We start from the raw sequence: 19969 nt of genomic DNA on the forward strand, positions 1-19969 counted from the left end.
CTCAGTAGGCAAGGTAGGTCACAGGCAGGTCGCGGATCTGTTCCAGCGCCGGCGGCAGATAGCGTTCGTCGGCGGTCAGTTCGTGCAGCAGGTCTTCGCGCAGACGGTGGAAGGCGTAACTGCCGCGTTGGCGCGGGTGCGCCAGGTCGATGTCGACGATGCGCTTGATCCGCCCGGGGCGCGGCTCCAGGACCACCACGCGGTCGGCGAGAAACAGCGCTTCTTCGACATCGTGGGTCACCAGCAGGGTGGTAATGCGTGCCCGCTCGCGAATCGCCAGCAGCTCGTCCTGCATCTGCTGGCGGGTCAGCGCGTCGAGGGCGCCGAAGGGTTCATCGAGCAGCAAGATACGCGGGCTGGCCACCAGGCCACGGGCAATCGCCACACGCTGGGCCATGCCGCCGGAGAGCTGGTGCGGGTAGGCCTGGCTGAAGTCTTGCAGGCCCACCAGGGCGATGTACTGGTCGATGCGCTGCTGGCGCTGTTCGCTGCTTAACGGCTCGTTGACCAGGCCCAGGGCGATGTTTTGCGCCACGCTCAGCCAGGGGAACAGACGGTGCTCCTGAAAGACGATGCCGCGTTCGCTGCCGATGCCATTGAGCGGCTGGCCGTCGATCAGGATCTGCCCCTGGTAGTCGTTGTCCAGGCCGATCAGCAGGCGCAGCAGGGTAGATTTACCGCAGCCGCTGGCGCCGACGATGGCGACGAACTCACCGTCGGCGATTTGCAGGTTGAAGTCACGGATGGCTTCCAGCTCACCGCCGGCCACGGCGAAGTGTTTGCCGACCTGATTGAAACTGACCAGGGCAGGGGCGATGGCGTTCATGCTCGTCTCCAGCGCGTGGCGCGCAATTCGAGGTGTTGTCCGAGGGCACCCAGGAGTGCGCCGGTAAGGCCGACCAGGAGCATCCCGGCCATGATGATGTCCATGCGCAGCAACTGTTGGGCACCGATCATCAGGCTGCCGATACCGCCGCCCGAGGGCATGAAGTACTCGGCGCCGATGGTGCCCAGCCAGGCGTAGATCAGGCCGATGCGCAGGCCGGCGAAAATCCCCGGCGCCGCTCCCGGTAGTACCAGCCGGCGCAGGCGCTGGGCCAGGTTGAGGTGCAGCACGCGGGCGGCTTCTTCCAGCTGTGGCGAGCGGTTGGCCACGGCCCGTTGGGTGGCGATGAACAACGGGAAGAACGCCGCCAGGCCAACGAATACCCACTTGGCCAGTTCACCGAGGCCGAACCAGGCGGTCAGCAGCGGTACCCAGGCGAAGATCGCGATCTGCCGTAGACCGGCCAGGCTTGGCCCAAGCAGGCGTTCGGCGGGCGTCGACAGCCCAAGCCACAGGCCCAGGGCAAAACCCAGGCTGCCACCGAGCAACAAGCCGCCCAGGGCCCGACCGACACTGATCGCCAGGGCGCCGCTGAGCGAGCCGTCGAGCAGGCCGTTGCCGGTAGTCTCCAGGACCTGCAGCGGGGCGACCAGAATCTGTGTGTCGACCCAGTTCAACTGGTTGGCCAACTGCCACAGCGCTAGCAGCGCCAAGGGCAGCAGCAAGGCCTGCAGGCGCTGGCCACCGTGCAAGCGCGACACCCGCAGTTCGGCGCTGGGCGGGTGCGGCCAGTGCACCAGACGTCGGTCGAGCCAGCTCAGGCCACGGTCCATGACAACACCCAGCAGGCCAATGACCAGGATGCAGACAAACACAATGTCGAGCATGAACAACTGCCGGGCCCAGACCATCAGGTAACCGATGCCTTCACTGGAGGCCAGCAGTTCCACCGCCAGCAACGATGTCCAGCCGGTGGCCAGGGCCAGGCGCACACCGGCGAGAAAGGCTGGCAGCGCCGCCGGCACAATCAGTTGGCTGATCAGCAGGCGCGGCGGCAGGCGCAACACCGTGGCCGCTTCGCGCAGCCGTGGCTGGGCATCGCGCACGCCCACCAGGGTATGCAGGGTTACCGGCACGATGATCGCCTTGACCAGCACCACCAGCTTGAGCACCTCGCCGATGCCGAACAGCACCATGAACAGCGGCACCCAGGCCAGGGTCGGAATCTGCGCCAGGGCGTTGAAAGTCGGCAATACCAGGCGCTCGGCACGGCGGCTGAAGCCCAGCCAGGCGCCGAGCAGGGCGCCACTGGCAACACCCAGCAACAAGCCCAGGGCCAGGCGTTGCAGGCTGATCGCCAGGTGCGTCCACAGTTCGCCCCGGGCCAGCTCCACAGCGCTCTGCCAGACCAGGCTCGGCGCTGGCAGTATCTGTTCGCTCATCCACAGGTTGCGGCTGGCCAGCCACCACCATGCGGCCAGCAACAGGGGCAGATACCAGGCCTGCAGGCGACGCAGGGGCAGGCCGTCGAACAGTCGCATGCGGTCTGGCGGGCTGGCCAGTGGCAGGCTGGAAAGTGAAGCTCGGGCCATGGAAACCTCCGCACGTTGGAATTTGTTTATTCTTAAAAAGAATTAGTATTAAAAAATACATACAATTAAGTGATAAGAACCTGCATTTAAAGCTCCTGTCACGACGCGCAGCCAATGCATTCGAAGCATATTTTTCTTGTGTCTGATGCATGGCGTGCTGCGAGGCCCGTGGTACGGCTTTTATGCTTTTTTATTATTAAAATGTAATTTATTAGTATTTATTTGCTGGTCAGGGTTGTCGGTAGCGTGGCCGCACCATTACCAGGAGTCGCCTGCCATGAACCTGTCGATCCACCGTGTGTTCAATCTGTTTGCCATTCCCGCCCTGGCCGCGCTGCTCAGTTGCCTGCCGCCACTGGCCCAGGCTGCCGAGGTCAAGCAAATCCGCATCGCCGTGCCCGACCTGAGCGCCGGCAGCCAGCATTCCGGCGGCGGTGTGACCGATGTGCTGCGCGACCAGCAACTGCTGGAAAAAGCCTTCGCCGCCGATGGCATCAGCATTCAGTGGAATTACTTCAAGGGCGCGGGCCCGGTGATCAACGAGGCATTCGCCAACGGTCAGGTCGACTTCGCCTACCTCGGCGACCTCGCGGCGATCATCGGCAAGGCCAATGGCCTCGACACCCGTCTGCTGGCCGCCACCGGTCGCGGCATCAAGCACTACCTGGGAGTGGCGCCGGGCAGCAACATCAAGACCCTGCAAGACCTCAAGGGCAAACGCGTGGCGGTGTTTCGCGGCACCGCCACCCAGTTGTCGTTCGACGCCGCCCTGGCCAGCCAGGGCCTGAGCGAGAAGGACCTGAAAGTCATCAACTTGGATTTCAACGCGGCGATTGCCGCCCTGGCCGCCAGGCAGATCGACGCCACCTGGGGTTCGACCGGCGTCAGCGCTCTCAAGCAACGCGGCCTGGCCGAGTTGCCCTTGAGTACCCGTGACTTGGGCGGCGCCGGCAATGTGCAGGCCGTGCTGGTGGGCTCCGGGCGCTTTGTCGACGAGCATCCGGAACTGGTGGAAAAACTCCTCGCTACCCAGGAAAAGGCCGTGCACTGGCTGACCCGGGACGACAACAAGGAGGCGTACATCCAGCTGGTCTCGGGGCTGGCCAGTTACCCGCCAGCGATCCTTCAGCAGGACCTGCAGCACGAGCAATTGAGCAAGATCTTCCCTTCGACCCTGGATACCGACTTCCTGGCCAAATTGCAGGCGTCGGTGGACTTGGCCGCCGAGCAGCGGTTGATTCGCAAACCGTTCAACGTCGAGCAGTGGCTGGCGCCCCAGGCTACCCGGCCAGCACCTGCGCCGCTGGCTGCCGATCGAGGCTGACCAGGGTTTCGATCATCGCCCGCGCGGCGGGTGAGAGGCGGTAGCCGCTGCGGCTGACGATGCCGCAGCGGGCGTTGAGGCTGTCGAGGTTGGCCGGCAGGTTGCGCCAGTGCAGGCGCACCAGGCGGCCCTGTTCGATGTCCTCGGCGAACGCTTCTTCGGTGCCGATACCGATGGCGTCAGTGCTCAGCACGATCTTCACCAGGGTCGGCAAGTGCTCGGTCTGCACCTGCGGGGCGAAGTCGGTCTTGCCGCTGAGGTTGGCCAGCAGCTTGCGTACACCCGGCGGTATCAGGGTGGTGGCCAGCGGGTAATCGAACATGTCGTTGGTCGACAGGCTGTCCTTGGCCAGCAGCGGGTGCCCCGGGCGGCAGAAGAACAGGCCGCGGCGCGGGCTCAACGGCTGGGTCTGGAAGTTCGGGTCGGCCTCGAAATGACGAATGTCGGCGACAAAGAACTCGATCTCTTCACGGCTCAGCGCGCGGCTGAGTTTTTCCCAGTTATCCACGTCGAAGCAGGTGCGCACCTTGGGGTGGGCATCGAGAAAGCGCGCCACCGCCTGCGGTACCAGGTGCACCGCAGGCGCCGGGCCGCAGCCGAAGCGCAGCTCGCCGGCATCGAGTTTGGTCATCTGCTGCACTTCGCTGTGCAGCTGTGCTGCGCCTTGCACCAGGCGCAGGGCGTGTTGCAGCACCACCTGGCCTTCGGGCGTGGGGCGCAGGTCCTTGTTGGCGCGATCGATCAGCACGCAGCCGAACGCTTGCTCCAGGCCCTGGATACTGCGGCTGAAAGCCGGCTGGGTGATCCCCATGGCGTCAGCGGCGCGGACAAAACTGCGGTGTTCGGTGAGGGCGATGAAGTAACGCAGCTGGCGAAGATCCATATGCTTTCCCGGCATTCCAAAAATACGGCGAAGGTATTTGCCGCCGTGCAGGCTCAGGTTTTAAATGCAAGCTCTTATTCCGTCAATGAAGCACCTGTTTATTTGTTAGAGCTTATTTGCATATCAATAGAGCAGAGGTTTCAACGCCGCTTCGCGCAACCTAGCCAGATGAGGGTCAAACCATGAGCAATGCCGCACGTGCTGTAGCACCTGTCACCCACGCGCTGGATATCCACCCGGTGGCCGGGCGCATCGGTGCCGAAATTCGCGGGGTTCAGTTGAGCGCCGACCTTGAGCCCGCCGTGATCGAAGCCATCCAGGCCGCCCTGGTGCAACACAAGGTGGTGTTCTTCCGCGCCCAGACCCACCTCGATGACCAGGGCCAGGAAGCCTTCGCCCACCTGCTCGGTGAGCCGATCGCCCACCCGACCGTGCCGGTGCGCGAAGGCACGCGTTACCTGCTCGAACTCGATGGCGGCGAAGGGCGCCGGGCCAATTCCTGGCACACCGACGTGACCTTCGTTGATGCCTATCCCAAGGCGTCGATCCTGCGCTCGGTGGTGGCGCCCGCGTCGGGTGGCGACACGGTGTGGGCCAATACCGCCACGGCTTATCAGGACCTCTCTGCAGAGCTGCAGGCCCTGGCTGACCAGCTCTGGGCGGTGCACAGCAACGAGTACGACTACGCCGCAGCCAAGCCCAATGTGAGCCTGGAACAACTGGAAAACTACCGGAAGATCTTCACCTCGACGGTGTACGAAACCGAGCATCCGGTAGTGCGTGTGCACCCGGTCAGCGGTGAGAAGAACCTTTTACTCGGGCACTTCGTCAAACGCATCAAGGGCTACTCGCAGAGCGACTCGGCGCACCTGTTCAACCTGCTGCAAAGCCATGTCACGCGCCTGGAGAACACCGTGCGCTGGCGCTGGCAGGCCGGTGACGTGGCGATCTGGGACAACCGCGCGACCCAGCACTATGCGGTCGATGACTACGGCACCCAGGGCCGCGTGGTGCGCCGGGTGACCTTGCAGGGCGATGTACCGGTGGGGGTGGCCGGGCAGCGGAGCCGCACTACACGCGGGGCTTGAAGTAATCGCGGGGCAAGCCCGCTCCTACAGTCCAGGTGTTGTGCACAGCGGACATTGTGGGAGCCGGCGTTGCCGGCGATGGGCTGCGTAGCAGCCCCAAGGCAGAGGTTTCAGAGAATACTGATCGGGTAACTGATGATCAGCCGGTTCTCATCAAAGGTATTGGTGCTGTAGTCCCGGCGCATGGTCGAGTTACGCCATTTGACCGACAGGCTCTTCAACGTCCCGGACTGGATCACATAGGCCAGCTCCGATTCCCGCGCCCATTCCTTGCCATCGGTAATGGCGCCGGTGTGCACGTTGTCGCCGCTGATGTAGCGGTTCATCAGGGTCAGCCCAGGCACGCCGAGGCCGGCGAAGTTGTAGTCGTGTCGCAGCTGCCAGGAACGTTCCTGGGCGTTGTCGAAGCTTGAGTTGTAGCTGTCGTTGGCCAGGGTGCCACCACTGGTGCCATTGACCCGCATCCAGGCATCGTCGCCGCTGACTTTCTGCAGGCCGAGGTAGAAGGTGTTGGCGCCGTATTTGGCCGAGAGCAGCGCCGAGGCGGTGCGGTTGTCCAGCTTGCCGGCGCGTTCGGCGCCGTCTTCCTTGCCGATGAAGTAGCCGAGGTTGGCACCCAGGGTCCAGTCGCCCACAGGCTGGCTGTGCACCAGGTTGATGTACTGTTGGTTGTAGATGTCTTTGAGTTCGGCATTCCACAAACCGATCATCGTGCGCTTGTCGTTGAAGCTGTATTCGCCACCGGCAAAGTTGAAGCGGTCGGAGGTGAAGGCCGCCCGGCCGTTCATCGACATGTCTTCCATGCTCGCGTCATTGCGTGGGCTGTTACCGCGAAACTGCCCGGCATACAGGGTCAAGCCGGCGATCTCCTGCGAGGTGATCTGCCCGCCACGGAAGGTCTGCGGCAGCGAGCGGCCGTCGTCCGAGCGCAGGATCGGCAGCACCGGCATCCATTCGCCAACTTTCAGTTCGGTGTTGGAGATCTTCGCTTTCAGCGCTACGCCCAGGCGCCCGAAATCATCGGCCGGGCGCCCGTCATCGTGTACCGGCAACAAATGCGTACCCTTCGTGCCCTTGCCGCCATCGAGCTTGACCGAGTACAGGCCCAGCACATCGACACCGAAGCCGACCAGGCCTTGGGTAAAGCCGGAGCGGGCGTCGAGGATGAAACTCTGGGTCCATTCCTCGGCCTTGCCCTGGGGGTTGGCCGGGTCGACGAAGTTGCGGTTGATGTAGAAGTTGCGCAGGTTGAGGCTGGCCTTGGCGTCCTCGACAAAGCCGCCTTCGGCCGCCAGGGCGGGCAGCGTGCAAGTCATGGCCAGCAAGCCGGGAAGCAGGTGTCGTGCGGGTGCGGGTGTGGTCATCGTCTGTTGTCTCTTGTTTTTATGTAAGCCGAAGCCATCCGCTGCGACGGTTAGAGGTCACAGGCCGGGCTACGATCTTTTGGGGGTACGCTTTGGAAAAGCTGCGAAGCGATGGTGCGGCGGCGGGCGGGGGGAATCAATTCGTTGCAGGTGGAATTGGGCGATAATCGAACGGTAACTGTTTGGTTAATTCTCATCGCGGGGCCAGCCCGCTCCTACAGGCGATTGCACAAAAAAGCCCACCGTAAGGGTGGGCTCTTTCACAACGCAAACACTCAGCCTTTCGGCGTCTGGGCCGCAGCCTGTTGCTGCGCCTGACCGGTCTGCTCGTACCAGCCGCCACCGAGGGCCTTGTACAGGTTGACCTCGCTGACCAGCTGCGACAGGCGATCACTGATCAACGACTGCTGGGTGTTGAACAGCTGACGCTGGGCGTCGAGGAAGGTCAGGTTGCTGTCGATACCGATGCGGTAGCGACGCTCGGCCAGGCGGTAGTAGTCCTGGTTGGCGGCAACCAGGTCACGCTGGGCCTGCAACTGCTGATTGAAGGTCTGGCGCGCGGCGAGGCCATCGGAGACTTCCTGGAAGGCGGTCTGGATGGTTTTCTCGTACTTGGCGACGTTGATGTCCTTCTGGATCTTCGAGTAGTCGAGGCTGGCACGCAGGGCACCGGCGTTGAAGATCGGCAGGTTGATCTGCGGCTGGAACAGCCAGGTGCCCGAGCCACCCTTGAACAGGCCGCCCATGTCCGGGCTCAGGGTCCCGGCGTTGGCGGTCAGGCTGATGCTCGGGAAGAACGCCGCGCGGGCCGCGCCAATGTTGGCATTGGCGGCCTTGAGCAGGTGCTCGGCTTCCTGGATGTCCGGCCGGCGTTGCAGCAGGTCGGACGGCAGGCCCGCCGGCACTTCGGCCAACAGGTCGCTGTCGAGATTCTGCGCCGCCGGCAGGTTGGCCGGCACGCCGGTGCCGAGCAGCACGGTCAGGCTGTTGAGGTCCTGGGCAACCTGGCGCTGGAACTGCGCCAGCTTGACCCGCGCACCTTCAACCGACGTGCGTGCCTGGCTCAGGTCCAGGGCCGAAGCAACCCCCACTTCATTGCTACGCAAGGTCAGCTGGTAGCTTTCCTCGTAGGTCTTGAGGGTTTCTTCGGTGAGCTTGAGCAGCGCCTGGTCGGCCTGCCAGGTGAAGTAGGCGTTGGCCACACTGGCCACCAGGCTGATCTGCGTCGAGCGCCGGGCTTCTTCGCTGGACAGGTAGATCTCCAGCTGTTGCTCGGTCAGGCTGCGCACCCGGCCGAACAGGTCGAGCTCGTAGGCGCTGACCCCAAGGGTCGCCGAGTACTGGCTGCTGATACTCGATTCACCGGTTTGCGACATGTTCGCCGGCATCCGCTGACGGCTGCCGCTGCCATTGGCCGAGACCGCCGGAAACAGATCGGCCCGCTGAATGCGGTACTGCGCCCGGTAGGCATCGATGTTCAGCGCCGCGACCTTGAGGTCGCGGTTGTTGACCAGCGCGGTCTGGATCAACTGCTGCAGCGCCGGGTCATGGAAGAACTGACGCCAGCCCTGTTCGGCGGCGGCCACCTCGGCCGACTCGGTCGGCGAGTAGGCAGGGCCTTGCGGCCACTGCGCGGCCACCGGCGATTCCGGGGTCTGGTAGTCAGGGATCAGCGAGCAGCCGCCAAGAATGAAAGCGGTTACTGCCAGGGACAACAGGGACTTACTCATTGCCCGGCCTCATAGCGTGGAGTTTCAGGGGTGGCGTCCTCTTCGGGCTTCTTGCTACCGAACAGCGACGACACGCTTACGAAGAACAATGGCACCCAGAAGATTGCCAGTACGGTGGCGGTCAGCATGCCGCCGATTACCCCGGTACCGATGGCGTGCTGGCTGCCTGAGCCTGCGCCACTGGAGATGGCCAACGGTACCACGCCGAGGATGAACGCCAGCGAGGTCATGATGATTGGCCGCAGACGCATCCGGCAGGCTTCGATGGCCGCATCCATCAGGCTGCGGCCCTGCTCGTGCAGTTCCTTGGCGAATTCGACGATCAGGATCGCGTTTTTCGCCGCCAGGCCGATGGTGGTCAACAGGCCCACCTGGAAGTACACGTCGTTGGACAGCCCGCGCAGGCTGGTGGCCAGCAGCGCACCGATGATCCCCAGCGGCACCACGAGCATGACCGCGATCGGAATCGACCAGCTTTCATACAGCGCCGCCAGACACAGGAACACCATCAGCAGCGACAGGGCGTACAGCGCTGGCGCCTGGGAGCCGGACAGCCGCTCCTCGTACGACAGGCCCGTCCAGGAGTAACCGATACCCGCCGGCAGTTGCGCGGCCAGGCGCTCGACCTCGAGCATGGCTTCACCGGTACTGTAGCCAGGCGCTGGCGCACCGAGGATTTCCATGGCTTCTACGCCGTTGTAACGCGACAGCTTCGGTGCACCGTAAATCCACTCGCCCTTGGCGAAGGATGAGAACGGCACCATCTCGCCAGCGGCGTTGCGCACGTACCACTTCTGCAGGTCTTCCGGGCTCATCCGCGCACCGGCTTCACCCTGGATGTAAACCTTCTTGACCCGGCCGCGGTCGATGAAGTCGTTGACGTAGCTGGCACCCAGGGCAATCGACAGGGTGCTGTTGATGTCGGCGATGGTCACGCCCAGGGCACTGGCGCGCTCGTCGTCGACGGTCAGCTGGTACTGCGGCTCATCGTTCAGGCCGTTCGGGCGTACTGCCGAAAGGATCTTGCTCTGCGCGGCCATGCCGAGGAACTGGTTGCGCGCTTGCATCAGTTTTTCATGGCCGACACCGGCACGGTCTTGCAGGAACACGTCAAAACCGGTGGCGTTACCCAGCTCCAGTACCGCCGGTGGAGCAAAGGCGAACACCATCGCATCGCGGAAGCTGAAGAAGTGCTGCTGGGCACGGTTCGCCAGGTTGAACACGTTGTTCTCGGCAGAGCGCTCGCCCCATGGCTTGAGCATGATGAAGGCCATGCCCGAGCTCTGGCCACGACCGGCGAAGTTGAAGCCGTTGACGGTGAACACCGAGGCAACGGTATCGGCTTCCTTGTCGAGCAGGTAGCTGCGCATTTCGTCGATCACCACCTGGGTGCGCTCGGCACTGGAACCGGCCGGGGTCTGCACCTGGGCGAACAGTACGCCCTGGTCTTCTTCGGGCAGGAACGCCGTCGGAATGCGGGTGAACAGCCAGATCATGCCGACCACGATCAGCAGGTAGGCCAGCAGGTACGGGGCCTTGTGCCGCAGCATGTTGCCGACGCCGCGCTCGTAGCTACGCACGCTGCGGTCGAAGTTGCGGTTGAACCAGCCGAAGAAGCCGCGCTTGGCAACGTGGTGCTCGCCCTTGGCAATCGGCTTGAGCATGGTCGCGCACAGCGCCGGGGTGAAGATCAGGGCCACCAGTACCGACAGGGCCATGGCCGAGACGATGGTGATCGAGAACTGTTTGTAGATCACGCCGGTGGAGCCGCCGAAGAAGGCCATGGGCAGCAGTACCGCCGACAGCACCAGGGCGATACCGACCAGGGCGCCCTGGATCTGGCCCATGGACTTCTTGGTCGCTTCCTTGGGCGATAGCCCCTCTTCGGCCATCACCCGCTCGACGTTCTCTACCACGACGATGGCATCGTCCACCAGCAAGCCGATGGCCAGCACCATGCCGAACATGGTCAGGGTGTTGATGCTGAAGCCCGCCGCGGCAAGGATGCCGAAGGTACCCAGCAATACCACCGGTACGGTCATGGTGGTGATGATGGTGGCGCGGAAGTTCTGCAGGAACAGGTACATCACCAGGAACACCAGCACGATCGCTTCGATCAGGGTGTGGATTACCCCGCTGATCGACTCGGTCACGACCGGAGTGGTGTCATACGGGAACACCGCCTTCATGCCTTCCGGGAAGAACGGCTCCAGGTCGGTGATGGTCTGGCGCAGGGCCTTGGCGGTATCCAGGGCGTTGGCGCCAGTGGCCAGTTTTACCGCAAGGCCGGAAGCCGGCTTGCCGTTGAACTGGGCGCTGATCGCGTAGTTCTCACCACCCAGGCCGACCTTGGCGACATCGCCCAGGCGCACCTGGGAGCCGTCACGGTTGACCTTGAGCAGGATCTTTTCGAACTGCTCGGCGGTCTGCAGGCGGGTCTTGCCGATGATCGTGGCGTTGAGCTGGGTGCCTGGCAGGGCAGGCAGGCCGCCGAGCTGGCCGGAGGACACCTGGACGTTCTGCGCGGCCACGGCGGTACGCACGTCGACCGGGGTCAGCTGATACTTGTTCAGCTTGGCCGGGTCGAGCCAGATACGCATGGCGTACTGGGCACCGAACACCTGGAAGTCACCGACACCGGCCGTGCGCGAGATCGGGTCCTGCATGTTGGAGACGATGTAGTTGGCCAGGTCGTCCTTGGACATGCTGCCGTCTTCGGACACCAGGCCGATCACCAACAGGAAGTTCTTCACCGCCTTGGTCACGCGGATACCCTGCTGCTGCACTTCTTGCGGCAGCAGCGGGGTGGCCAGGTTCAGCTTGTTCTGCACCTGGACCTGCGCAGTGTCAGGGTTGGTGCCCTGCTCGAAGGTCGCGGTAATGGTCATGCTGCCGTCGGAGTTACTTTCCGACGACACATAACGCAGGTTGTCGATACCGTTGAGCTGCTGCTCGATCACCTGCACCACGGTGTCCTGCACGGTTTGCGCCGAAGCGCCCGGGTAGGTCACGGCGATGGCGATGGCCGGCGGCGCGATGCTCGGGTACTGGTTGATTGGCAATTTGAGGATCGACAAAGCGCCGACCAGCATGATCACCAAGGCGATCACCCAGGCAAAGATCGGGCGATCGATAAAAAATCTCGACATGGTTTATTCCCCTTTGGCCCCTGCAATCGCTGCATTGGCCTGGGTTGGCTGGGCAGGCTTGACGTTGGTGGCTGCGCTGGCCTTGACCTCGATGCCCGGCTTGACGAACTGCAGGCCTTCGGTGATCAGGCGGTCGCCCGGGTTCAGGCCTTCCTCGATCAGCCAGTCGCTACCGACGGTACGGCTGGCCTTGAGCTGGCGCAGTTCGACCTTGTTGTCCTGGTTGACGACCAGCGCGGTCGGCTGGCCCTTGAGGTCGCGAGTCACGCCTTGCTGCGGGGCGAGGATGGCCGCGCTGTTGACCCCGGCGGCCAGGCGCGCATGAACGAACATGCCCGGCAGCAGGTTGTGCTCAGGGTTGGGGAACACCGCACGCAGGGTCACGGAGCCGGTGGTCTGGTCTACCGAGACTTCGGAGAACTCCAGTCGGCCTTCCTTGCTGTAGGTGCTGCCGTCTTCCAGGGTCAGGGTGACCTTGGCGGCGTTGTCGCCGACCTTCTGCAGTTGGCCGCTTTCCAGCTCGCGGCGCAGCTTGAGCAGCTCGGCCGAGGACTGAGTGACGTCGACGTAGATCGGGTCGAGCTGCTGGATCACCGCCATGGCATCGGCCTGGCCATTGTTGACCAGTGCGCCTTCAGTGACCGAAGAACGGCCAATGCGCCCGCTCAGCGGCGCCAGCACCTTGGTGTAGCGCAGGTCGATCTGGGCGCTGCGCAACGAGGCTTGAGCCTGCAAACGTTTGGCGTTGGCGTCGTCGTATTCCTGGCGGCTGACCGCCTGTTCGCTGACCAATTGCTTGTAACGGTTGGCCAGCGAGCTGGTCGATTGCAGGTTGGCCTGGGCGCTGGTCAGGGTCGCCTCGTACAGCGACGGGTCGATCTGGTACAGCTGCTGGCCTTCCTTGACTTCGCTGCCTTCCTTGAACAGGCGCTTGAGAATGATGCCGTTGACCTGGGGTCGAACCTCGGCAATGCGGTACGCGGTGGTACGGCCTGGGAGGTCGGACGTCAGGGTATAGGCTTGGGTTTGCAGGGTTACGACGCCGACCTGAGGAGCTTGCGCCGCAGGCGCCGCCTCTTCCTTTTTACAGCCGCTGAGCAGTGTTGCCAGGGCGACGGCGGAAACCAGAGCGGTAACAGCTGGCTTGAATTGCATGAAGATCCTCGGGTCGCAAGAGCTGAAGACGCTCAAGAATAATGGAAAGGGTGCGCTATAAAAAATGCTGTCGGGTGGATTAATAGCTTGCTAAGGAATATACTTACATTCATGGTTGTTTGTAAATACCTCGCAGGCGACACATTCAGCCGATGCGAGCCCCCAAATTAATACAGCCGGTAACAGCCTGCAGAGGCTGACCCGGCCCGACTCCCAGGCACCCAGCGTGCGTGCCTGGGCCTGATGAGGTTGTACTGCCATGGTCCGTCGAACCAAAGAAGAAGCCCAGGAAACCCGCGCCCAGATTCTCGAGGCGGCGGAAAAGGCCTTCTATAAGCGCGGGGTAGCGCGTACCACCCTGGCCGATATTGCCAAAGAGGCCGGGGTGACCCGCGGCGCCATCTACTGGCACTTCAACGACAAGGCCGAACTGGTGCAGGCCATGCTCGACAGCCTGCACGAGCCGCTGGACGCCCTGGCCCGGGCCAGTGAAAGCGAGGATGAAGTCGACCCGCTCGGCTGCATGCGCAAGCTGCTGGTACGGTTGATGCACCAGATGGTGCTCGATCCGAAGACCCGGCGAATCAATGAAATTCTGCATCACAAATGCGAGTTCACCGATGATAGGTGCGAGATCCGCCAGCAACGGCAGGCCTCGACGATCGATTGTCATGCCCATATCGCGTTGTCGCTGGGCAATGCAGTCAAGCGCGGGCAACTGCCCGCCGACGTGGACCCGGAGCGCGCGGCACTGGCCATCTATGCCTATATAGACGGGCTGATTCGCCGCTGGCTACTGCTACCCGGCAGCTTTGACCTGCTGAACCAGGCCGAGCTGTGGATCGATACCGGGCTGGATATGCTGCGCTTGAGCCCCGCCTTGCGCAAATGACACTTTGTGAAGCTTTGTGATCATTTGTTTCTACGCCAGTTATAAGCGTCTTACTGACGGCCGCGCAATTGTCTGTCAGGCAAAGCCAGCGCCGCCGTCAGCCCCAGCAGTGAAACCGTCGCACTGCCCAGCAACAGGTGGCGAAAGGTCAGCAACAACTCGGCCTGCATCGCCGCGGTCGGTTCACCGGCCTGCAGGCTACCGAGCAGGGCATCGCCGGCCAGGCTCAAGCCGCCCTGGGCGAGCATCGCCAGCAGCAGGGTGGACATGATGGCCACGCCCATGGCCCCGCCGAGCGAGCGGAACAGGTTGGTGGTGCTGGTGGCCACGCCGATATCCCGTGGTTCCACCGCACTCTGGGTCGCCACCAGCGAAGTGGGGAACTGCAGGCCCGAGGCAATCCCGGTCAAGACCATGAACACGCCACTGAACCAGGCCGCTTGCGGCGGGCTGAAGGCCATGCCGACGATGGCAAACGGCATCAGCAGCGCACCGCCGAGAATCTGTGGCTTATAGCGCCCGGTGAGGGAGGTCAGGCGACCGCCGCAATACGCACCGATCGGCAGGCCGATGGCCAGCGGCAGCAAATGCAGGGCAGCGCTGTCGGCACCGGCACCGGTGATGCTCTGATAGCGCAGCGGCATCAGCATGGTCAGGGAAATGGCCTGGAAGCTGGTAAAGAAGATCGTGCACCAGCACAGGGTGGCGGTGCGATTGGCGAACAGTTTCAGCGGCAGCAGCGGCTCGGCGACGCGCTGTTCATGAAGCACGAACAGCAGCAGGCCGATCAGTGCACAACCGAGCAGGCTGGCAACTTGCGCAGAGTCCCAGGGTTGCCCCTGGCCGATCAGGGTGATGCCCAGCAGCAGGCTGCCCAGGCCAAGAATCAGCAGCGCGGCGCCGAGGTAATCGACCTGCGCCTTGTGCGTTGGTACCAGCAGGCTGCGCAGGGCGCGGCGGGTCACCCACCAGGCGGTCAGGCCCAGGGGCAGGTTGAGCCAGAACACCCAGCGCCATGACAGGTATTCGGTGAGCATTCCGCCGAGCACCGGGCCGGCGACACTGGCCAGGGCATACATGCTGCTGAAGTAGCCCTGATAGCGACCGCGTTCGCGCGGCGGCACGAAGTCGCCGATGATCGCCTGGCTGACCGAGACCATGCCACCGGCGCCGATACCCTGCAGTACCCGCGCCAGCACCAGTTGCTCCATGTTCTGTGCCAGTGCGCAGAAGATCGAAGCCAGGGTGAACAGCGCGGTACCGGTGAGGATCATCCGCCGCCGGCCATACAGGTCGCCGAGCTTGCCGTAGATCGGCACGGCCACGGTCATGGCCACCATGTAACCGGAAATCACCCAGGCCAGCAGGCCGACATCGTTGAATTGCGCCGAAATCGCCGGCATCGACACGGCGACGATGGTCTGGTCCAGCGCGCCAAGAAAGATCGCCAGCATCAGTGCGACGAGCACGCTGCGCAGCACCGGTTGCGGAGTGTTCAGTTGAGTCACGGGCCAGCTCTGAGGCAGGTGAAGCCCGCAGCCGGTAGCGGCGGGCGCAAGTGCTGACCAGTCTACTCGATAGCTTGCTAAGCGTCCCCCTCGATCGGCTCGTAAGGCAGGCCGACGTAGTTTTCCGCCAGTACTGTACGACCGGCGTCGGAACTGACGTAGTACTCAAGCTCGGTTTGCTGGATACGCTGGCTGAAGGCATCGCTGTCGGGAAAGCGGTGCAGGAGCGAAGTCATCCACCAGGAAAACCGCTCGGCCTTCCAGATACGCCGCAGGCAGATTTGCGAGTAGCGCTCCAGCAGGTCCCTACGGCCTTCGGCGTAGACCTTGCGCAGGATGTTGTACAAGGTACTGACATCACTGGCCGCCAGGTTCAGGCCCTTGGCGCCGGTGGGCGGGACAATATGCGCGGCGTCGCCAAGCAGGAACAACGTGCCGTATTGCATGGGTTCGACCACGAAGCTGCGCAGCGGCGCGATGCTTTTCTCGATCGACGGACCGGTCACCAGGCGCTCGGCCAGATCAGCCGGCAAGCGCGACTTGAGCTCGCTCCAGAAGCGCTCATCGGACCAGTCCTCGACCTTCTCTTCAGCGCCCACCTGCACATAGTAACGGGTGCGGGTCGGCGAGCGCATGCTGCACAGGGCGAAGCCGCGCTCGTGGCGGGCATACACCAGCTCGTCACTGACCGGCGGAGTATCGGCCAGCACGCCGAGCCAGCCGAACGGGTAGACCCGTTCGAAAATCTTCAGTGCCTGGGCGGGAATCGATTGCCGGGCGATGCCGTGGTAGCCGTCGCAGCCGGCAATGTAGTCGCAGTCCAGGCGCTGGATTTCGCCGTTCTTTTCAAAGGTCAGGTAAGGGCGCTCGGATTTCAGGTCATGCAGGCGAACGTTGTCGGCCTGATAGACAGTGACGGCGCCGCAGGCTTGGCGCGCGGCCATCAAATCCCGGGTGACTTCGGTCTGACCATAAATCATTACGCCTTTGCCGCCGGTCAGCGCCTTGAGGTCGATGTGTTCGCGGCGCCCGTCGAAGGCCAGTTCGAAACCGCTGTGGGGCAGGCCCTCGGCGTCCATGCGCGCGCCAACCCCGGCTTCGCGCAGCAACTCGACCATGCCCTGTTCCAGCACCCCGGCGCGGATTCGCCCGAGTACGTAGTCGGCGCTCTGGCGCTCGATGATGATATTGGCGATCCCGGCCTTGTGCAGCAACTGGCCGAGCAGCAGACCGGAAGGGCCGGCACCGATAATTGCGACTTGAGTCTTCATTGTTGTTATCCCAGGCAAGCTTCAGGGCAAGGCCGAAAGCAGCTTATGATTGTTGTGCTTGCATTTTTCGCTTTGAAATGCGAGCGAAGAAGGGATAAAAACGGCATGAAGCAGGACTTTTCACCAATCAGTGCGATTATCGGGCATTGCCCTGGAGCGAGTTGATCAATGAGCAAGGCATCGATCCCGGTGTTCAAGCTGTACGGCGAGCAGTTGCAGTGGCCGACCCCGGACCTGTTGCACTGCGAGTCGATTCCGGCGCGCAGCCGATTGCATGATTGGGAAATCGAACCGCATCGGCATGCCGATCTGTGCCAGTTGCTGTTTCTCTATGAGGGGCAGGCCGAGATCGAAGTGGAAGGCCAGGTGCGGCGCCTGGAGCAGGCGGCGATCCAGGTGGTGCCGGCCCTGTGCGTGCATGGTTTTCGCTTTTCCAGCGACGTCGATGGTTACGTGGTCACCCTGGCGGCGCCCCTGGTGAGCCTGTTGCACACCCAACTGGCCGGAGCGCCAGCGGCCCTGGCCCAGGCCGGCACCTACCTGGCAGGCGCCGACCGCACCTACCTGTACAGCCTGTTCAGTGCCTTGCAGCAGGAGTACCAGCAGGACCAACCCGGGCGCGACTTGCAACTGCGCTCATTGATCAACCTGCTGGTGGTGTGGATCAGCCGTCAATGCTTGCAGCGCCATGGCCAGGGGCTGGCGGTGGCCCGCGGGCGTGAATATCTGCAACGCTTCAATAAACTGGTCGAGCAGCAGTTTCGTCAGCAGCCAAGCGTCGAGGCGCTGGCCCATGAGGTGGGGATTTCGGTGGCGCACCTGAACAGTATCTGTCGTGAGCTGGCCGGGCAGTCGGCCTTGCAGATCATCCATCAACGCTTGCTACTCGAGGCCAAGCGCGAACTGATTTACACCAGCCTGAGCATCAAGCAACTGGCCGACAGCCTGGGTTTTGCTGACCCTGCCTATTTTTCGCGGTTCTTCCGCCGCCTGACGGGCAAGGCCCCCAGTGACTTTCGTCACCAGGCCCCAGGCCAACCTACTTGAGTGCGCTCAGCGTCGCGGTGTGCGGCACGCAGTGAGCCAGGCTGCAGCTGGCGGCGGAGTAGGGTTGGTTGCGGATCTGTTCGACCCGGTAGGCTGCGGCGGCATACAGCCCGACCACAGCGGCCATGGCACAGATAACGGCGCATTTTCTGGATTTGATGCCCATGCTGCTCACCTCCTGCAAACCACCTACAGGTGCTACTCAAAGCATAGGTCAGCTGGGCCAGGTATGCCCGGCCTAGAGCAGGTCCCGATCCCAGATCGGTTCGGCGGTAAAACGCTCGGCGAGAAAGTCGAGCATGCTGCGCAGGGTCGCCGGCATGTGTTTGCGTGAGGTGTACACGGCGTTGAGGTTCAGCTCCCGTGGCTTGGCCTGGGGTAACAGGCGAATCAGCTCACCACTGCGTAGGGCGTCGGCTGCCTGATAGGTCGGCAGCATCGCCACACCGGCGCCGGCCAAGGCCGCCCGTTGCAGGGTCATGGCTTCGTTGGCGCTGATGTTGCCCTGCACCGGCACCGACACCACCTCGCCCTCGACGTCGAAATGCCAGAGGCTGCGGCCGAAGTAGGAGTGGGTCAGGCAGTTGTGCTGGCTGAGCTCCTGCACGTGCTGCGGCGCCGGGTGCTGGCGCAGGTAGGCAGGGGATGCGCAGATCACCGAGCGGCATACGGTCAGGCGCCGGGCAATCAGGTTGGGGTCCAGGTCGTTGCTGGTGCGGATGGCCAGGTCGATGCGCTCGTCCACCAGGTTCACCGTGCGGTCGAGCATCTGCAGGTCGATTTTTACCCCGGGGTAGCGTTTGACGTAGTCGGCCACCGCGTCCATCAGTTGCGCCTGGCCGAACGAAGTGCTGACGCTGATGCGCAACTCGCCGCGCGGGGCATCGTTCGGGGTGCCGACGGCCGCTTGCAGGTCGCCGGCAAGCTCGAGCATCTGCCGGCAGCGTGGCAGGGTTTCCTGGCCGGCGGCGGTCAGGCTCAGGCGGCGCGTGGTGCGCTGCATCAGGCGTGCGCCAACCCAGTCCTCAAGCTCGGCCAGATAGCGCGAAACGACCGGGCGGGAAAGTTCCAGGTGGTCGGCGGCGGCCGATTGGCTGCCCAGGTCGACCACGCTGACGAAGACTCGCATTGCTGTCAGACGATCCATGATTTGCACGCTTTCAGAAACAAACTAATCCTAAGCATCGCATTTTTTGTGACGGATCGTGCAACTAAGCTGTTGTTCATCGCCCACTTCACAGGAATCGCCTTGATGCCTCGTTCGTTCTCCCTGCGCCGCCTGCTGCTGGCTTTCGCCACCCTTGGGGCCATGGCCCAGGCTTCGGCCGCCGAACCGCTGAACCTGGATGTCTACAACCCGGGTACCAACGCCTTGTTCCCGGTCAGCTCAGTGATTGTCAGCGGCAAGCATGACGCCATCCTGGTCGATGCCCAGTTCGGCAAGGCGCAGGCAGAGCAGTTGCTGGCCAAACTGCAATCGAGCGGCAAGCAACTGACCACCATCTACATCAGCCACGGTGACCCGGACTACTACTTCGGCCTGCAGACCCTGACCGATGCTTATCCCAAGGCCAAGGTCGTGGCCTCGGCGGCGACCGTTGCCCATATCAAGCAGACCATGGACGGCAAGCTGGCCTACTGGGGCCCGCAGATGGGCGCCGACAAACCGGCGAAGCTGGTCGTGCCGCAGGTGTTGCAAGGCAATGAACTGAAGCTCGAAGGCCAGCGCCTGCAAGTGGTCGGCCTCGACGGCCCGCAGCCGGACCGCAGTTTTGTCTGGATTCCATCGATCAAGGCGGTGGTCGGTGGTGTGGTGGTCGCCGAGAACCTGCACGTGTGGATGGCCGACACGCAGTCGGCGCAATCGCACCAGGACTGGCTGGCGACCCTCAAGCGCATCGAACAGCTCAAGCCCGACACCGTGATCCCTGGCCACTACCTGGGCCAGAGCAGCCGTTCGCTGAAGGCGGTGCAGTTCACCGCAGACTATATCCGCGCCTTCGACGAAGAAACCGCCAAGGCGGGCAACGCCGCCGATCTGATCGCGGCAATGAAAAAGCGTTACCCGGCCCTGGGTGAAGAGAGCTCGCTGGAGCTCAGCGCCAAGGTCGCCAAGGGCGAGATGAAGTGGTAAGCGTCA

16 protein-coding genes are annotated in these 19969 nt (G+C 63.2%); 5 read left to right on the forward strand and 11 right to left on the reverse strand.

Annotated elements, in window-relative coordinates:
* Nucleotide 1: 1 nt before the first annotated feature.
* The gene (locus NLX68_RS15435; RefSeq protein ID WP_254284679.1) at nucleotides 2–826 is read right to left on the reverse strand and encodes an ABC transporter ATP-binding protein; all 825 of its coding nucleotides are present in this window, start codon (nucleotides 824–826) and stop codon (nucleotides 2–4) included.
* Complete coding sequence (locus NLX68_RS15440) at nucleotides 823–2418, reverse strand: ABC transporter permease (protein ID WP_254284680.1); 1596 nt, start codon at nucleotides 2416–2418, stop codon at nucleotides 823–825. The genes NLX68_RS15435 and NLX68_RS15440 overlap by 4 nt, the downstream gene beginning before the upstream one ends.
* Nucleotides 2419–2695: 277 nt before the next feature.
* Here NLX68_RS15440 and NLX68_RS15445 point away from each other — a divergent pair, with 277 nt between their 5' ends.
* Nucleotides 2696–3742, forward strand: a complete 1047-nt coding sequence (locus NLX68_RS15445) for an ABC transporter substrate-binding protein (protein WP_254284681.1) — start codon at nucleotides 2696–2698, stop codon at nucleotides 3740–3742.
* On the opposite strand, the gene NLX68_RS15450 is transcribed toward NLX68_RS15445, so the two are convergent.
* The gene (locus NLX68_RS15450) at nucleotides 3699–4625 is read right to left on the reverse strand and encodes a LysR family transcriptional regulator (RefSeq protein ID WP_254284682.1); all 927 of its coding nucleotides are present in this window, start codon (nucleotides 4623–4625) and stop codon (nucleotides 3699–3701) included. The genes NLX68_RS15445 and NLX68_RS15450 overlap by 44 nt on opposite strands.
* 182 nt (nucleotides 4626–4807) lie before the next feature.
* Here NLX68_RS15450 and NLX68_RS15455 point away from each other — a divergent pair, with 182 nt between their 5' ends.
* Nucleotides 4808–5713: a TauD/TfdA family dioxygenase gene (locus tag NLX68_RS15455; protein WP_254284683.1), complete on the forward strand. Its 906-nt coding sequence runs from the start codon at nucleotides 4808–4810 to the stop codon at nucleotides 5711–5713.
* A 110-nt stretch (nucleotides 5714–5823) separates the two neighbouring features.
* Here the strand turns inward: NLX68_RS15455 and NLX68_RS15460 are convergent, their stop codons facing one another.
* The 4 genes from NLX68_RS15460 to NLX68_RS15475 form a co-directional block, all read right to left on the reverse strand.
* Nucleotides 5824–7077 (reverse strand): OprD family porin, encoded by a 1254-nt coding sequence (locus NLX68_RS15460; protein WP_254284684.1) that lies wholly within the window; start codon nucleotides 7075–7077, stop codon nucleotides 5824–5826.
* 275 nt (nucleotides 7078–7352) lie between these two features.
* Complete coding sequence (locus tag NLX68_RS15465) at nucleotides 7353–8807, reverse strand: AdeC/AdeK/OprM family multidrug efflux complex outer membrane factor (protein ID WP_010220906.1); 1455 nt, start codon at nucleotides 8805–8807, stop codon at nucleotides 7353–7355.
* Nucleotides 8804–11956 (reverse strand): efflux RND transporter permease subunit, encoded by a 3153-nt coding sequence (locus NLX68_RS15470; RefSeq protein WP_010220908.1) that lies wholly within the window; start codon nucleotides 11954–11956, stop codon nucleotides 8804–8806. Before NLX68_RS15470 ends, NLX68_RS15465 begins: the two co-directional genes overlap by 4 nt.
* 3 nt (nucleotides 11957–11959) lie before the next feature.
* Nucleotides 11960–13111 (reverse strand): efflux RND transporter periplasmic adaptor subunit, encoded by a 1152-nt coding sequence (locus NLX68_RS15475; protein WP_254284685.1) that lies wholly within the window; start codon nucleotides 13109–13111, stop codon nucleotides 11960–11962.
* A gap of 259 nt (nucleotides 13112–13370) precedes the next feature.
* On the opposite strand from NLX68_RS15475, the gene NLX68_RS15480 reads away from it, so the two are divergent.
* The gene (locus tag NLX68_RS15480) at nucleotides 13371–14003 is read left to right on the forward strand and encodes a TetR family transcriptional regulator (RefSeq protein ID WP_010220910.1); all 633 of its coding nucleotides are present in this window, start codon (nucleotides 13371–13373) and stop codon (nucleotides 14001–14003) included.
* 50 nt (nucleotides 14004–14053) lie between these two features.
* On the opposite strand, the gene NLX68_RS15485 is transcribed toward NLX68_RS15480, so the two are convergent.
* Entirely contained in the window at nucleotides 14054–15457 is a 1404-nt protein-coding gene (locus NLX68_RS15485; protein WP_254284833.1) for an MDR family MFS transporter, read from the reverse strand.
* A gap of 131 nt (nucleotides 15458–15588) precedes the next feature.
* Nucleotides 15589–16782, reverse strand: a complete 1194-nt coding sequence (gene pobA, locus NLX68_RS15490; RefSeq protein WP_254284686.1) for a 4-hydroxybenzoate 3-monooxygenase — start codon at nucleotides 16780–16782, stop codon at nucleotides 15589–15591.
* A gap of 168 nt (nucleotides 16783–16950) precedes the next feature.
* Here pobA and NLX68_RS15495 point away from each other — a divergent pair, with 168 nt between their 5' ends.
* Nucleotides 16951–17829, forward strand: coding sequence for a helix-turn-helix domain-containing protein (locus NLX68_RS15495; protein ID WP_254284687.1), 879 nt, complete (start codon nucleotides 16951–16953; stop codon nucleotides 17827–17829).
* Here the strand turns inward: NLX68_RS15495 and NLX68_RS15500 are convergent.
* Together NLX68_RS15500 and NLX68_RS15505 are read right to left on the reverse strand one after the other, a co-directional pair.
* Nucleotides 17822–17995 (reverse strand): hypothetical protein, encoded by a 174-nt coding sequence (locus NLX68_RS15500; RefSeq protein WP_010220914.1) that lies wholly within the window; start codon nucleotides 17993–17995, stop codon nucleotides 17822–17824. The genes NLX68_RS15495 and NLX68_RS15500 overlap by 8 nt on opposite strands.
* 72 nt (nucleotides 17996–18067) lie before the next feature.
* Nucleotides 18068–18976, reverse strand: coding sequence for a LysR family transcriptional regulator (locus NLX68_RS15505; RefSeq protein WP_010220915.1), 909 nt, complete (start codon nucleotides 18974–18976; stop codon nucleotides 18068–18070).
* Nucleotides 18977–19081: 105 nt separating this feature from the next.
* Between NLX68_RS15505 and NLX68_RS15510 the strand changes: the two genes are divergently transcribed.
* Nucleotides 19082–19963, forward strand: a complete 882-nt coding sequence (locus NLX68_RS15510; protein WP_254284688.1) for an MBL fold metallo-hydrolase — start codon at nucleotides 19082–19084, stop codon at nucleotides 19961–19963.
* Nucleotides 19964–19969 lie beyond the last annotated feature (6 nt).

The organism is Pseudomonas sp. SBB6, assembly GCF_024213215.1.
GTDB lineage: Bacteria > Pseudomonadota > Gammaproteobacteria > Pseudomonadales > Pseudomonadaceae > Aquipseudomonas > Aquipseudomonas donghuensis.